Annotated in this window: 14 protein-coding genes; 9 read left to right on the top strand and 5 right to left on the bottom strand. The window is 72.0% G+C overall.

Features of this window, described 5'->3' with window-relative positions; all coding sequences use genetic code 11:
* Nucleotides 1–391: 391 nt before the first annotated feature.
* Entirely contained in the window at nucleotides 392–1,621 is a 1,230-nt protein-coding gene (locus tag AB0J69_RS30650; protein ID WP_364124020.1) for an FAD-dependent monooxygenase, read from the bottom strand.
* Nucleotides 1,622–1,754: 133 nt separating this feature from the next.
* Here AB0J69_RS30650 and AB0J69_RS30645 point away from each other — a divergent pair, with 133 nt between their 5' ends.
* Together AB0J69_RS30645 and AB0J69_RS30640 are read left to right on the top strand one after the other, a co-directional pair.
* Nucleotides 1,755–2,495: a TetR/AcrR family transcriptional regulator gene (locus AB0J69_RS30645; RefSeq protein WP_364124017.1), complete on the top strand. Its 741-nt coding sequence runs from the start codon at nucleotides 1,755–1,757 to the stop codon at nucleotides 2,493–2,495.
* Nucleotides 2,496–2,825: 330 nt separating this feature from the next.
* Nucleotides 2,826–3,878, top strand: coding sequence for an alpha/beta fold hydrolase (locus tag AB0J69_RS30640; RefSeq protein ID WP_364124014.1), 1,053 nt, complete (start codon nucleotides 2,826–2,828; stop codon nucleotides 3,876–3,878).
* Here the strand turns inward: AB0J69_RS30640 and AB0J69_RS30635 are convergent.
* On the bottom strand, nucleotides 3,865–4,083 hold the full coding sequence (locus tag AB0J69_RS30635) for a hypothetical protein (protein ID WP_364124011.1): 219 nt from the start codon (nucleotides 4,081–4,083) through the stop codon (nucleotides 3,865–3,867). The two genes, AB0J69_RS30640 and AB0J69_RS30635, sit on opposite strands and share 14 nt — an antisense overlap.
* Nucleotides 4,084–4,222: 139 nt before the next feature.
* On the opposite strand from AB0J69_RS30635, the gene AB0J69_RS30630 reads away from it, so the two are divergent.
* From AB0J69_RS30630 to AB0J69_RS30620, 3 genes are all read left to right on the top strand, one after another.
* Nucleotides 4,223–4,723: a hypothetical protein gene (locus tag AB0J69_RS30630; protein ID WP_364124009.1), complete on the top strand. Its 501-nt coding sequence runs from the start codon at nucleotides 4,223–4,225 to the stop codon at nucleotides 4,721–4,723.
* Nucleotides 4,724–4,839: 116 nt separating this feature from the next.
* A complete protein-coding gene (locus tag AB0J69_RS30625) occupies nucleotides 4,840–5,511 on the top strand; it encodes a response regulator transcription factor (protein WP_364124006.1) in 672 nt (223 codons plus the stop codon).
* On the top strand, nucleotides 5,508–6,836 hold the full coding sequence (locus tag AB0J69_RS30620) for a HAMP domain-containing sensor histidine kinase (protein ID WP_364124003.1): 1,329 nt from the start codon (nucleotides 5,508–5,510) through the stop codon (nucleotides 6,834–6,836). Before AB0J69_RS30625 ends, AB0J69_RS30620 begins: the two co-directional genes overlap by 4 nt.
* Nucleotides 6,837–7,025: 189 nt before the next feature.
* On the opposite strand, the gene AB0J69_RS30615 is transcribed toward AB0J69_RS30620, so the two are convergent.
* Nucleotides 7,026–7,979 (bottom strand): NADP-dependent oxidoreductase, encoded by a 954-nt coding sequence (locus tag AB0J69_RS30615; RefSeq protein WP_364124000.1) that lies wholly within the window; start codon nucleotides 7,977–7,979, stop codon nucleotides 7,026–7,028.
* A gap of 85 nt (nucleotides 7,980–8,064) precedes the next feature.
* Here AB0J69_RS30615 and AB0J69_RS30610 point away from each other — a divergent pair, with 85 nt between their 5' ends.
* The gene (locus tag AB0J69_RS30610; RefSeq protein WP_364123998.1) at nucleotides 8,065–8,637 is read left to right on the top strand and encodes a TetR family transcriptional regulator; all 573 of its coding nucleotides are present in this window, start codon (nucleotides 8,065–8,067) and stop codon (nucleotides 8,635–8,637) included.
* A gap of 193 nt (nucleotides 8,638–8,830) precedes the next feature.
* Here AB0J69_RS30610 and AB0J69_RS30605 read toward each other — a convergent pair whose 3' ends face one another.
* Nucleotides 8,831–9,118: a helix-turn-helix transcriptional regulator gene (locus tag AB0J69_RS30605; RefSeq protein WP_364124133.1), complete on the bottom strand. Its 288-nt coding sequence runs from the start codon at nucleotides 9,116–9,118 to the stop codon at nucleotides 8,831–8,833.
* A gap of 44 nt (nucleotides 9,119–9,162) precedes the next feature.
* On the opposite strand from AB0J69_RS30605, the gene AB0J69_RS30600 reads away from it, so the two are divergent.
* Together AB0J69_RS30600 and AB0J69_RS30595 are read left to right on the top strand one after the other, a co-directional pair.
* Nucleotides 9,163–9,729 (top strand): hypothetical protein, encoded by a 567-nt coding sequence (locus tag AB0J69_RS30600; RefSeq protein ID WP_364123995.1) that lies wholly within the window; start codon nucleotides 9,163–9,165, stop codon nucleotides 9,727–9,729.
* Nucleotides 9,730–10,421: 692 nt separating this feature from the next.
* Nucleotides 10,422–10,925, top strand: a complete 504-nt coding sequence (locus AB0J69_RS30595) for a hypothetical protein (RefSeq protein ID WP_364123992.1) — start codon at nucleotides 10,422–10,424, stop codon at nucleotides 10,923–10,925.
* Here the strand turns inward: AB0J69_RS30595 and AB0J69_RS30590 are convergent.
* The gene (locus tag AB0J69_RS30590; RefSeq protein ID WP_364123989.1) at nucleotides 10,913–12,205 is read right to left on the bottom strand and encodes an MFS transporter; all 1,293 of its coding nucleotides are present in this window, start codon (nucleotides 12,203–12,205) and stop codon (nucleotides 10,913–10,915) included. The genes AB0J69_RS30595 and AB0J69_RS30590 overlap by 13 nt on opposite strands.
* Nucleotides 12,206–12,264: 59 nt before the next feature.
* Here AB0J69_RS30590 and AB0J69_RS30585 point away from each other — a divergent pair, with 59 nt between their 5' ends.
* Complete coding sequence (locus tag AB0J69_RS30585) at nucleotides 12,265–13,263, top strand: winged helix-turn-helix domain-containing protein (protein WP_364123986.1); 999 nt, start codon at nucleotides 12,265–12,267, stop codon at nucleotides 13,261–13,263.
* Nucleotides 13,264–13,690 lie beyond the last annotated feature (427 nt).

Below are 13,690 nucleotides of genomic sequence, written 5' to 3'. Positions count from 1 at the left end.
ACAGGTGCCCGGGGCGGATCACTCTGCCGAGGTCCACGACGAGCAGGCGGTCGCGGACGTCCGTGACGAAGGCCGTCTCGTGCACCACCAGCGGGACGGTGCTGTTTGGTCCGGGCCGAAATCGCGCCCCCCGGATCGGCCACGTATCGCGCCCCAACTGCCCCCACGCCGGCGACAATCCAGTCCTGTTCCGCCCGCGCCGCCGGTGGCATCATCGCCGAGATCGCCCAAACGGCCGGGCTGGACGATCCCAGCACGGCACACGTCATGCGTCACACGCTCGCCACCACGCTGGTCCACGGCAAAGCCGACCGCCAACCGGACGCCTGCCGCTGAAGCCGAGCAGCGGTGCGGTTCGAGGCGGTGCGGCGGCGCCCTAAGTAGGGGTGGCTCACAAAGCCTTCTTCAGCGCATGGCTTGGGGCATAGTCCTTGAGAGCGATGGCGTTGGCCGCCTCCCGGATCGGTTTCATGATCTTCTCCATGACCCTGGCCTTGCCCGGCATGTACGGCATCATGCGCATCATCGCCAGCTGTGCCCAGGCCCGCAGGGGCGTGGAGGGGACAAGCTGCTTGACCACATCGCGCCCGAGCTGCTGATTCAGCTCCACGTATGGGCGCAGCTCCTGCTCATAGCGGCCGAAGGCGGTCCGATGGTCGCCGTGGGCCGCGGCGAGTTCGCCGGCCAGCACGTAGGCACCCACCAGTGCGAGGCTGGTGCCTTGCCCGGAGGCGGGGGAGGGGCAGTACGCGGCGTCGCCCAGCACCGCGATCCGCCCGTTCGACCAGCTGGGCATGTGGGTCTGGGCCAGAGAGTCGAAGTAGAAGTCGCCGGCCGCCGGCATGGCTGCCAGCAGCCGGGGTACCTCCCAGCCGTGATCGGCGAAGGCCTCGGCCACGGCCTGATGCTGAGCGTGCCTGTCGTGGCGTTCGGGCCGGCGATCGGGAGTGGGAAAGAAGAGCTGGGCCGTGGCGTCGGCGGCTGGCCGCAGGCCATAGAGGTTGGCGATGTGACCGGCGGTGGTGCAGGCCATCTCCCAGCGGTCCAGGCCGAGGTGGTTGGGGACGCTGAAGACCGCGACGCTCAGCCCGAGTTGCTCGGCGAACTGCGCTTGCGGACCGAAGGCCAGCGCGCGCACTCCGGAGTGCAGCCCATCGGCGCCCACCACCAGATCGAAGGTACGCGGCGGCGCCTTTTCGAAGGTGACGTGCACGGCGTGTCCGTCGTCGCTGAGCGCGGTGATGGCGTCGCCGAAGAGATGTTCCACCTCACCGCCGGTCGCCTCGTGGAGGATCTCGGCGAGATCGCCGCGCAGAATCTCCAGGTCGCCGGGGTCGCGAAACCCGATCAGGTCGCCACCGAGGGTGGCCACGGTCTTGCCGGCTTTGGTCAACCAGGTCCCGCCGCGCATGTCGGTGGCGCGGTGGCGTACCTGCGGGCCGATGCCCATGCGGTCGGCCACCTCGACCGCCACACCGCGCAGGTCGACCTTGTAACCGCCAGGCCGGGGTGCCGGTGCCCGCTCGACCACGGTCGGAGTGAATCCGTAGTGGTGTAGCCAGTGGGCCAGCGCCGGACCGGCGATGCTGGCGCCGGAGATGAGGATGCGGGTGTTCTTCATGTGGCTCTCCCTGTTGGAGCTCGAGTTACCGCCGCCGATTGTGTAAGGGTCACGCGTAACTGCGTAACCCTTATATGTGATTGCTTATGCTATACACAATCATGGCGATTGCGGCACCCACACGGAGGGGCGAATGAGCGACGACAGCGGCACCGGGCTGCCGGCGAGTCTCGAAGCGGCGTGGGGAAGGCGCAGCCGCACCAGCCCGGGACCCAAGCCAGGCCTCACCCTGGAGCGGATCGTCGAGACAGCGGTCCAGCTCGCCGCCACCGAGGGCATGGCGGCGGTGTCCATGGTGCGCGTCGCCAAGGAGCTCGGAGTCTCCACCATGGCGCTGTATCGGTACGTCGCGGCCAAAGACGAACTGGTAGAGCTCATGATGGACGCGGGCATCGGTCTACCACCCACCAGCCAGGGCAACGACCCCACGGGATGGCGACAGGGGCTCTCCCGCTGGGCCTGGGACTATCTGAGTGTTCTGCACCGCCACACATGGATCCTGCAAGTTCCCATCACGGGCCCGCCGATCACACCCAACCAGATCGCCTGGCTGGAGCGCGGCCTGGCCGACCTGCGGGACACCGGCCTGACCGAGAGCGAGAAGCTGTCGGTGATCATGCTGCTGTCTGGCTTCGTCCGGAACTGGGCCGGCCTCACCGTGAGCACCGCCCAAGCCGGTCGTCAACGAGCGACGTTCCGCTACGGCAGCACGCTGTCGAAACTTGTCGACGAGCAACGCTTCCCAGCCGTCAGTGCGGCCATCGCCGGCGGCGCCATTGACGACGATCAGGACGACGCCGACGCAGAGTTCACCTTCGGCCTCGAGCGAATCCTCGACGGCATACACGTGCTCATGCGCAAGCGCCTCACGTAGGACTTCCCCGGCCCCGGGCCCGTAGCCCACCTGGTGCGTGGTGGCACACGGCGAAACGGGGTGGCGGTGGCGAGTTCCTCGGCCAGCACGGCGATGGCCAGGGCGGGCTTGGTGGCGAAGGTGACCTGGTCGGGAACGCCTTGCCTCCGCGCGGCGCGCGCACCCTTCGGTCCACCGCTGCGCTCCATCGCCCTGCCGATCTTCGGGGCCGGGCGCGGTGGCCTGGACCCGGCGCAGGGCCTGGACCGGTTGTGGTGCCGGGGCCGGCCACGTTTTGCGAACTCGCAAGAAAGTTTGCCGAGCCGCAAGAGGGCGGCTGAAGCTTGTCGCATGACACCGACTCGAACCCAGAAGCGCCCGGCCCGCCGCCGCCTCCTCCTCGGCGCCTGCGCGCTGACCCTTTCACTGGCTGCCGGCTGGACTACGCTCGACGAGCCCGTTGCGGCGCCCGCCGCCGCCTCGACGGCCGGGCAAGCACCGTCGTACGACGCCGCGACGAAGGACGACGCGGAGTTCAACGCGACGTTCGAGCACAGGTTCGCGAAGGTCCGCGACGTGCGCATGCACTACGTCACGGGCGGCAAGGGCCCGGCGCTGGTCCTGCTGCACGGGTGGCCGCAGACCTGGTACGAGTGGCGGAAGATCATGCCGGCCCTGGCCGAGCATCACACCGTCTACGCCCTCGATCTCCCCGGCCTCGGCGACAGTGAGGGAAGCCCGGCGAGCTTCGACAAGAAGACCCTGGCACGGTACGTCCACGAGCTGCTGCACGAGCGGATCGGGCTGCACGCCTTCGACCTGGTCGCGCACGACCTCGGTGGCGGAGTCGGATTCCAGTACGTCGCGCAGTTCCCCGGGCAGGTGAGGTCCTACGTTCATATGGACTATCCGCTTCCCGGCCCGAAGCTTCCTGCCGCGCAGTACCGGACCTTCTCCTGGCACATGGCTTTCAACAGCCAGCGGGCGATCCCCGAGAAGCTCGTCGACGACCGCGGTGACGTGCGCGAGTACCTGACGGCGTTCTACCCGCAGGTCGCCTACGGCGGAGCGGCGTTCGGCGGCACGAGGACGCGGTCCCCGTTCACCGAAGCGGAAACGAACGAGTTCGTCCGCACCTACAGCCGCCGGGACGTGTTGCGGGCGGGATTCGAGCTCTACCGGAGCCTGGACCAGGATGAGCGTGACAACACCGCGGCCGCCCGTGTGGACACGCCCACGCTGCTCCTCACGGCCACCGGATCGCTCGCCGCCACCCGCCCCACCCTGACGCCGATGCTGCGGAACATCACGCGCGCGGTCGAGGTGCCCGAATCAGGGCATTGGCTGGCGGAGGAGAATCCCGAGTTCGTGGTGCGGGAGATCCTCTCGTTCACCGGCCGGTGACGTAGGGGGGTCGCGGCTGCGCCAGAGGGGGGCTCCCGGAGCGGCACGACACGAGCAGCGCCACGGCGTCATCGTCCCAGCGAGCGTGCACGACCAGGGGAAGCCTGCCGTTGACGGTGCGCAGCGCCGTACGCAGGCACAACCCTTGGAAGCGATGCCGCACGAGCCGCGCCCACACCCGGCCCGGCAGGCGCCGCCGCATCACCAGTAGCGCCGTGTCGCCCGGGCGGCGTCGTCTCTAGGGCTTTTCTAAGGTTCGCCGACGGCGCGGTGAAGGTCGGCCCGGTTGGCTGGCGGCAACCGCCGGCCAGAGGTGCCGGCCGATCGGGAGAAGAAGGAGCGACATGGACAGACGAAAGGCGGCCCTGGCAGCGGGGATGGTCGCGGTGCTGGTGCTGGGCGGGTCGGGAGCCTTGGCGGCCTCACCTCAGCGGAACCTCGACGGCGATCCGTGCACCGAAACGGCGACGTGCTCGCCCGCCGACCTCGCGAAGCCGGCGGAGACGGCTACGGCCAAGGCGGACGATCCCGGCAAGGACGGGTCCGGGTGCTCGCCCGAAGGGGAGCGGCCCGGGTCTCTCGAATCGGAGAACCTCTCCCAGAGGCTCGCCCAGGCGCTGGCCGACGCGCTGGGCGTCGGGCTCGACCGGGCGACCGCCGCCGTGACCGGCCTGAACGCGCTCTCCCAGAATGGCGGGATACGTCCTGACTCGCCGGAGTTCGCTGCGGTGGCCGCGCGCCTCGGCGTGTCGGCGGAACGGCTGCAGGAGGCGCTGAAGGGGTTCAAGCGGGCGAACGAATCACAGGGCGCCAAGCCCGGCCCCGGCAAGACGCCGGACTCCTGAGCATCCGGACGGCCGGGTGGGCGCCCGTCCCCGAGGACGGGGCGACGGCCATCCCGCCCGGCAGTCCGGGACGTGAAGGCTGGGCGGGGACGGGGTTCGGCGAGGAGAGTGTCATCATGCACGTCCTTGTGGCCGATGACGACGAGGCGGTACGCCGTTCGCTCGCGCGTGCGCTCGCCCGCGAGGGCTACCACGTGAGCACCGCCGCCGACGGCCTGCGCGCCCTGGAGAGCGCCGGCGGCGGGCGTCAGGACGCGGTGGTGCTGGACATCATGATGCCCGGGCTGGACGGACTGGAGGTGTGCCGCCGACTCCGGGCGGGCGGCGATCGTACGCCGATCCTGATGCTCACGGCCCGCGACCTCGTCGCCGACCGGGTGGCAGGGCTGGACGCCGGGGCCGACGACTACCTGGTGAAGCCGTTCGCGCTGGAGGAGCTCCGGGCCCGCCTGCGCGCCCTGCTGCGGCGCAGCGGCGCGGCGGAGGAGGTGTTGCGCTTCGCCGACGTGGAGCTGGACACCGCGGCCTGCCGGGCCTCCCGCGGGGCACGGCCGCTCGACCTGACCAGGACCGAGTACACGCTGCTGAAGGTGTTCATGCGCAACCCGAACCGGGTGCTGAGCCGTGTCGTGATCTTCGACGCGGTCTGGGGGTATGACTTCGGCCCGTCCTCCAACGCGCTGTGGGTCTACATCAGTTACCTTCGGGCCAAGCTGGAGGCCGGTGGCGAGCCGCGGCTGATCCAGACAGTGCGCGGGCTCGGATACGTGCTGCGGGAGGAGCCGTGAAGCTGCGGACCAGGGTCGCGCTGGCGGGGGCGGCCGTGGTGGGGGCGGCGCTGCTGGCGGCCTCGCTCGTGCTGTATCCGTCGATGGAGGCCGGGCTGGCCGCCCAGCACGACGGAGAGCTGGTCGTGGCCGCCGCTGAGGCGCCCCGCCTGCTGCGATCGTTCAAGGCCAACTCCACGGAGGTGCCCACACGCCCCGTCGCCGCGGGCAGCACGCTGCTGCAGTTCGTCCCGCATCCCGCGGAGCCGGGCGCGGCGGGAGACCTCGCCCCGCTCACCGGCAGGGACATCGAGGTCGCGTTGGGTACGAGCGCCCCGTACTTCCAGAACGTGAGCCGCGACGGGGTGCTCTACCGCGTCTACACGGCTTCGCTGGGCCAGACCGACCTGGCACTGATACGCACCGCGTTCACGCTGGACCGGGACGACCCGACGCTGAACACGCTGAAGGTCCTGCTGGCAGGGCTGACGCTGGGCGGCGCGTTGATCGCCGGAATGGGCGCGCGGCTGCTCGCCGGGCGGGTGCTGCGCCCCATCGGCCGTCTGACCGAGGTGGTCGAACACGTCACCGCCACCCGTACGCTCACCGCCGCCGGCCTGGACGGCAACGGGCGCGACGAGGTGGCCCGGCTGGCCCGTGCCTTCACCACGATGACCGGCGCGCTGAACGAATCCCTGCTGGCCCAGCGGCGCCTGGTCGCCGACGCGTCGCACGAGCTGCGTACCCCGCTGACCAGCCTCATCACCAACCTGGAGCTGCTGGCGGAAGGGCGGGGCACCGCCGACCCGCAGGCCCCGGCCCTGGTGCGCGAGGCTCACGAACAGGCCGACGAGCTGCGGGTGCTGGTCAACGACCTCGTGGAGCTGGCCAGATACGGCGACATCCAGATCCACATCGAGGACGTCCGCCTCGACCTGGTGGCCGAACGCGTGCTGGACAGGGCGCGGGCGCGCGCGCCGCACGTACGGCTGCAGGCCGAGCTCGCCGAGTGCCTGGTGTCGGCGGACCAGGACGCCGTCGAACGCGCCGCCGCCAATCTCGTCGACAACGCGATCAAGTGGAGCCCGCCGGGCGGCGAGGTGCTGGTGCGGGTGGATCGAGCCGGCACGCTGTCGGTCGCCGACCAGGGACCCGGCATCGCGGCCAAGGACCTGCCCTTCGTCTTCGACCGCTTCTACCGCGCCGAGGCGGACCGTTCGTTGCCCGGCTCAGGACTCGGCCTGGCCATCGTGCGGCAGATCGCCGAGGCGCACGGGGGGACCGTACGCGCCGAGCCGCTCCGGCGAGGGGTCCGGCTCGTCCTCTCCCTGCCCGTCGCGACCTGAGCCCGGCCACCCGGCAGGAGACGCCGGTGGGGGTGGCGTCCCGGCTGCTCAGCCGCTTGAAGGTCAATGGGCCGAGCTCGGCCTTCGCGCCGGTGGGCCGTCGAGAGGTCCATCAGGGCGGGAAAGACCCCGCCGGACGCGCATCCAAAGTGGCTGGGTACGTCTCGCCTGGCCGGGCCGGCGAGGCGATCACAGGACGAGCATGAGCTTGCCGCCGGGCCGGCGGGACTGGCTGAGCTTGGCCGCCTCGTGGATCTGGTCGAGCGTGTAGGTGCGGGCGACCGATACGACCAGGACGCCTTCGCCGGCCAACCGGGCGAACTCGCCCAGCAGGTCGTAGCGCAGGTCGATCTGGGTGATCCGGGTGCCCAGCTCGGCCGCGGCGGCGAAGTCCGAGACGGTGAGGACGCGGTCGGGGTCCCCGGTCAGCTCGATCAGGGTAGGCAGCGAGCCGCCGGCCGGGCTGGGCTGGTCGGCGCGGTCGATCCGGCCGCCGGTCGGGGCCGTGTCCAGGGCGCGGTCGACGCGGCCTGCGGCCAGTGCGGCGACGCGTTCGGCCATGCCGTCGCCGTAGCCGGTCACCTGGGCGCCGATCTCTTGCAGGGTGGCGGCCCGCGTCGGCCCGGCGGTGGCGATCACCCGGACACCCCGGTGCAGCGCCAGGCGCACCGCCGCCTCACCCACGGTGGTGCCGGCGCCGTGGACGAGCAGCAGCTCGCCCGGCTGGACGCCGAGGTCGTCGAGCGCGCGCCACGCCGTCTCGGCCGCCATCGGCAGCGCGGCGGCCTGCTCGGCGGTGACGCCCTCGGGAATGCGTGCCCAGGCCGCCATCAGCGCATACTCGGCGGCTCCGGCCGTCGGGCCGTCGAAGGTCGCCGGGCCGAACACACGGTCGCCGATCTCGACGCCGGTGACGCCCTCACCGAGCGCGTCGACGGTGCCCGCGACCTCGAGGCCGAGCCCGCGCGGCAGCGGCGGCAGCCGGTCGGCGAAGAGGCCGTCGACCACCGCCCAGTCGGCCGGGTTCAGGCCGCACGCCCGTACGGCGATCCGGATCTGGCCGGGTCCCGGCTCCGGCTGCGGGACGTCGCGGAGCACGATCACGTCCGGGGCTCCGAAGCGGTCGAACTGAAGGGCCTTCATTGGCAATCTCCCAAGCGATGACAGCATCTGTTGTCATTGACCCTAGCACCGCGATGACAGCCTCTGCTGTCATATCCTGGTGGGCATGCCGAGATGGGAGTCCGACGCAAAGGGCCGGCTCGAGCGCGCGGCGCTCGAGTTGTTCGAGACGCAGGGGTTCGAGCGCACGTCGGTCGCGCAGATCGCGCGCACCGCCGGTCTGACCGAGCGCTCCTTCTACCGCTACTTCCCCGACAAGAGGGAAGTGCTCTTCGCCGGCAACGAGCTCGAGGCCCATCTCGTCGCCCAGGTCGAGGCGGCCGACCCGGGCCTCACACCGATCGAGGTGCTGCTGACCGCGCTGGGGACCGCCGACGAGGTCTTTCGCCCGCGCGAGTTCCTGCTGCGCCGCGTCAGGGTGATCGCCGCCAGCCCGGCACTGGCCGAGCGCGATCTGATCAAGCTCGCCGACATCGCCGACGCGCTGGCGCGGGCGCTCGAGCGCCGCGGCGTCGAGCCCGGCGAGGCATGCTTCATCATCGACGTGGCGATAGCGATCTCCCGGCGCGCCACGTCCCGCTGGCTGGCCGACCCGGACGCGACCCTCTCCGAGCTCGTTGCCCAGGCCGCCGCCGAGCTGTACGAGGCGGTCGCGCCGCTGGCCCCGACGGTCCGCTGAGTCCGCCGCACGTCACCGGCAGGGTGCCCGGCGCACGCCGGTGGGGGGCCGCCCCTGCTGCCCCAGGCCTGCCAGGTGCTCACCGCCTGGGACGCAGTGGGGGAGGCGCCCGAGGCCGCCAAGGCCGGGCAGCCCAGTGATCCGGTCCCACCCCATCAGCACGCTGACCGACGCGACGCCCGTCGCGTGGCGCTCAAACCCGGTGGGCCGCGCGCACCGGGCCGCGCCGCGGCGTCCCCGGCGTTCCCGGCTTCGGCGGGGTCAGCACCGAGCGGAGGTGCCGGCGCGAGCTGACCCCGAGTTTGGCGAACACGTTGCCGAGGTGCCACTCCACCGTGCGCGGGCTGATGAACAGCTGGGCGGCGATCTCGTCGTTGGTGTGCCCGTCCCTGGCCAGGCCGGCGATCTGGGCCTCCTGGCCGGTGAGCTCGGCGACGGCGGCGACCGTGCGCTTGCGTACGGTCTCCCCGGTCGCCTGCAGTTCCCGGCGGGCACGCTCGGCGAAGCCGCTCCAACATGCCCGGCGTGATCCCTCCCGCCATCGACCGGGCGCTCCAGACCGGCAACCCGCTGCCGGCCGGCCTCTCGGAGGAGGAGCAGCGTACGGGCGAGCAGCTGGACTTCTTCTGGGACCACGTCGCCTACGCCCTCATGATGGGAACGCGCCCGCAGACGCTGACGGGACTCGCGGACTCGCCCGTCGGCCTGGCGGCCTTCATGCTCGACCATGACGTGGCCAGCCTGGCGCTGATCTCCCGCGTCTTCGCCGGCGAGTCCGAAGGCCTCACCAGGGACGATGTCCTCGACAACATCACGCTCTTCTGGCTGACGAACACGGCGGTCTCCGCGGCTCGCCTCTACGCGGAGAACAAGTCCGCCTTCTTCGCCGTCAAGGGCGTCACCATCCCGGTCGCCGTGAGCGTCTTTCCCGACGAGCTCTACGAGGCGCCGAAGAGCTGGTCGGAGCAGGCGTATCCGAAGCTGGTCCACTACAACCGGCTGCCCGAGGGCGGGCACTTCGCGGCCTGGGAACAGCCTCTCGTCCTCGCGGAGGAGATCCGCGAGGGGCTGCGGTCGCTCCGCCGGAGCTAGCTGACCGCGTCCGGGCGACGGCGCATTCCTTCGCCCGGCGGGTCTGGCCGGGAGGCTCGACCCCGAGCCGCCCGGCCACCCTGTGCGGGATCGTAACCGCCGGGCCGGCCAGGGGACCCCGGGCAGACCTCCGGAGAGGGCGGCGATGAGGAAGAGGAGGGCCCCGATTCCACCGGCGTCCCCGCCTGCGCCGCAGCCACCGCCTGCTGACAGAGCACGTACAGGTCCTGCTCTAACGTCGCCTCGCCCTGCTCGCGGACGCACGGGCGGCTTGTCGTTTCCGGCCTCAGGCTTTGCTCGCCGCCGCGACGGGAGGGGTGGCCGCTGAAGCAGGGGACGCACGCCGATGAGCTCACGCACGATGCGTCGGGGTCGCCGAGGAGCCGCCGCCGCGACGACGAGTGTGCGGCTGAGTTGCGTGCCCTCGGGGCGGACGTCGTCGTCGGCGATCTGACCCGGCCCGAGAACGTCGCGGCCGCGCTGGAGGGCGTCGGGCGGATGTACTTCGCGATGCCCGTGTCTCCGGACCATCTGCTGGCGGCGACCGTGGTGGCCACCGTGGCGCGGGAACGCGGGGAGCTGAACGCGCTGGTGGACATGTCACAGATGACGGTGTCGGAGATGACCGCCACCGGCACCAAAGGCGGATCGCACCAGCACCGGCTGCACTGGCTGGCGGAGCAGGTACTCGAATGGTCGGGCCTGCCGGTGATCCACATCCGTTCGACCGTCTTCCTGGAAATCCGCTGTTCACCACGTTGGCGGCCCGGTCGATCCGGGAGAACGGCACGATCACGCTGCCGTTCGGCGCCGGACGCACGGCGCCGGTGGCCGTGGACGACGTCGCCCGGGTGGTCACCACCGTGCTCAGCGACCCGGCTCCGCACGTCGGGCACGCGTACGAGCTCGCCGGGCCACGCATGGTCGACATGACCGAGATGGCAGAGGAGTTCTCACGGGCCTTGGAGCGCCCGGTGTCCTATGTGGATGTGCCGCTGGACCGGTGGCGGGCCGAGGTGCTCGCCAAGGCGGGCCTGCCGCCGCACGTCGAACAGCACCTCGCCACCATCTTGACCCGACTGCACCAGGACAACCGCTACGACGCCGCCTCCGACGACGTCGAACGCGTGACGGGCGTACCCGCCCAGACGATCGAGGCGTTCGTGGCTGCTCGCCGGGACTGCTACCTGGGCTGAGCCGGGTGCGAGACTCCGCGCCTGCCGAAAGTTCCCTGTCGGCGTACGTTCGGGTCCGTGACTCGCTCGGGATCCGTCCTCGGCGACGCGAGCACGCGCCAGAGACCCAGTACGGCCAGCAGGGACGCCGCCCCCGCCGCGCCGACGACCAGGCCGGGCGCCGCCACCTCGCCCAACGCCCCGCCACCGGCCGCGAAGAGCCCCTGCAACGTCATGGTCCCGGTCAGCGCCAGCCCGAAGGCCTGGCCTCGGTTCGCCTCCGGCACCGCCGCCAGGAAGCGCCGGGCCAGCCCCAGCTGGTACGCGACCCCGAACCCGGACACGGCGAGCAGCAGCGCCGCGATGACCGGCCCAGGCGAGAGCACGAACCCGAGCAGCGGCGCGCCGAGCAGCAGCGCCAGCGGCCCGGCCAGCCGTTCCCTTCGTTCCGGGGTGACCAGCCGGCCGATCGCGAGGTCGCCGGTGAGCATGCCGAGCGCCACGGCGGTGAACAGCAGCCCGGCCGAGTCCGGCATGCCGATCTGGACGGCGTACGGGACGAGCACGCCCTCGGCGCCGACCATGAGCGCGGGCGGCAGCCACTGGGCCAGCAGCAGCGAACGGATCGCCGGCCGGCGCAGCAGTTCGCGATTGACGCGCCAGGTCTCGCGTACCGCGTACCCTGCGGCCGTGCCGCGGCGCGGCCGCTCGGCCAGCCGCAGGCGCAGCAGCGCGGCGGACAGCAGGCAGCTCGCCACGGTGATCCAGAGCGCGCCGTACGGGCCCAGCGCCGCGATCAGCATCCCGCCCACGGCGAAGCCGAGCACCTGCGTGCCGCCGGCGGCCATGGAGAACACGGCCCGGCCGAGCACGTACCGGTCGCCGTCGAGCAGTTCGGGCAGCAGCGCGCCGCGCGCCGCGGAGGCGACGGCGCTGGGGATGCCGGCGACGAACACCAGCACCAGCATCGCGGTGGGGGAGAGCAGCCCGGCGGCGAGCACCGCGGCGACCGCGGCGCGGACCAGGTCGTAGCCCACCATCACGACCCGCGGCGGCCACCGGTCGGCGTAGGCCAGCAGCAGCGTGCCGCCGAGGGTGTAGGGCAGGAAGCCGGCGACGTAGGCCAGCGCGGCCAGCAGGGACGAGCCGGTCCCGGCGTAGACGGTCACCGAGAGCGCGAGCATCTTCACCGTCTCGCCGCCGAGGAAGAGCGTGTAGCCGGTGAACAGCACGCGGAACTGGCCCAGCGCGAACACCTCGCGGTAGGTGGCCCGCGCCGGTGCGGCCTGGAGTGTCGTCATGCGGGTCAGTCTCTAGGCGGTGCGGTCGGAGGCGTTAAGCTTTCGTGTGGAGGCGAAAGATGCTTGCCATCGAAGTCGGGCCGGTCGACGTGGCGCACACCCGATACGCGATCTCGCCGCTGGGTGAGGCAATGAACGCGCTGCGGGTCGCGGCGGGCAAGCAGCCGGCCGGGCCGCTGCGGCCCTGGGCGGAGCGCATCGCGCCGCGGTACGCGCGGCTGCTCCGCGAGACGCCCGCGGTCGGGGCGCTGACGACGCTGTTCCGCCGCGGCGGCTACAACGCCGACTTCATCCATCCGCCGCCTTCGGGCTCCGGCGGCGACTTCGCCGTCGAACTCGCCGCGGTGCGGGCGACCCCGCTGCCTCAGGTTCGCGCGGAGATCGCCCGCAACCTGGTCGGGCTGCGTACGCCGCCGCGCCACGTCCAGCAGATCCTGGCCGCCCCGGACGTGCTCACCCGGCTTTCGGACGCGATCGAGGCGACCTGGCACGCGCTGGTCGAGCCTGACTGGCCGCGGTTGCGTACGGTGCTGGAGCGCGACCTGGTGCACCGCGCCGGGCACCTCGCCATGTACGGCTGGGCCGCGGCGCTGTCCGACCTGGACCCGCGGGTGAGCTGGCGCTCCGAGGGCGCCGACGGTGTGATCGAGGTGCGCACCGGCCCCCGGAACGAGTGGGAGCGGCACCGGCTGGGCGGCAAGGGACTGCTGCTGATGCCGACCGTCTTCGGCACCCTCATCAGCTACGTCGAGCCGCCCTGGCCGTACGCCCTGGTGTATCCGGCGCGCGGCGTCGCGAACCTGCTCGGGCCGCCGCCCGCGCAGGGCGGTGCGGCGGCGCTGGCGCGGCTGGTCGGCCCGCACCGCGCGCAGGTGCTGCGGGCGCTCGCGGTGCCGGCGACGACCACGCAGTTGGTCCGCCAGCTGGGTCTCAGCCTGGGCGCAGTCGGCGGCCACCTGGCCGTGCTGCGCGAATCCGGCCTGGTCACGCGGACGCGGACCGGCCGATCCGTGCGCTACGAGCGCACCCCTCTGGGCGGGACCCTGGCCGGCGACTGAGCGTGGCCACCGGTGGCGGGCACGCGCGATCGTTTCCGGTCACCGCACCAATCAGCGAGCTGATGGACGCCGCCGGGTGTGCGGCCTGCTGGAGCCAGGGTTACACGTGTCGGCGGCCGATCGTGACGGCCGTGGAGGACGCAGTGCGCGGGTGCCGTCTCGTGGGGTTCGCCGCGGTCGACGGCGCGGGGACTGCCGGACTTTCGTCGTACGGGGGCCGGCGGCTCGATGACCTCCCGAGAGCAGCCGGCAGACCGGCCGCCTGGCGGATCTGCCGGGCGGTCTTGACCAGCCGTTCGATCTCTACATTCCATCGCGTCTCCCGCCGGCCTGCGCCGCCGCATGCCTCGCACGGCTTGTCCAGTGCGCCGAGGCTCGGCGAACGCGGTGGACGCCGGCCGCACTCGTATCGTCCCGGTCGTCGGGG

This window comes from Nonomuraea sp. NPDC049709, from assembly GCF_040674815.1.
Taxonomy (GTDB): Bacteria; Actinomycetota; Actinomycetes; order Streptosporangiales; family Streptosporangiaceae; genus Nonomuraea.
This window is presented reverse-complemented; position numbering and strand designations above follow the sequence as displayed.

Excerpts from the sequence above, each read along its gene's own strand:
- AB0J69_RS30650 (WP_364124020.1), bottom strand. The coding sequence starts at position 1,621 with ATGAAGAACACCCGCATCCTCATCTCCGGCGCCAGCATCGCCGGTCCG.
- AB0J69_RS30645 (WP_364124017.1), top strand. The coding sequence starts at position 1,755 with ATGAGCGACGACAGCGGCACCGGGCTGCCGGCGAGTCTCGAAGCGGCG.
- AB0J69_RS30640 (WP_364124014.1), top strand. The coding sequence starts at position 2,826 with ATGACACCGACTCGAACCCAGAAGCGCCCGGCCCGCCGCCGCCTCCTC.
- AB0J69_RS30630 (WP_364124009.1), top strand. The coding sequence starts at position 4,223 with ATGGACAGACGAAAGGCGGCCCTGGCAGCGGGGATGGTCGCGGTGCTG.
- AB0J69_RS30625 (WP_364124006.1), top strand. The coding sequence starts at position 4,840 with ATGCACGTCCTTGTGGCCGATGACGACGAGGCGGTACGCCGTTCGCTC.
- AB0J69_RS30615 (WP_364124000.1), bottom strand. The coding sequence starts at position 7,979 with ATGAAGGCCCTTCAGTTCGACCGCTTCGGAGCCCCGGACGTGATCGTG.
- AB0J69_RS30610 (WP_364123998.1), top strand. The coding sequence starts at position 8,065 with ATGCCGAGATGGGAGTCCGACGCAAAGGGCCGGCTCGAGCGCGCGGCG.
- AB0J69_RS30595 (WP_364123992.1), top strand. The coding sequence starts at position 10,422 with ATGGTCGGGCCTGCCGGTGATCCACATCCGTTCGACCGTCTTCCTGGA.
- AB0J69_RS30590 (WP_364123989.1), bottom strand. The coding sequence starts at position 12,205 with ATGACGACACTCCAGGCCGCACCGGCGCGGGCCACCTACCGCGAGGTG.
- AB0J69_RS30585 (WP_364123986.1), top strand. The coding sequence starts at position 12,265 with ATGCTTGCCATCGAAGTCGGGCCGGTCGACGTGGCGCACACCCGATAC.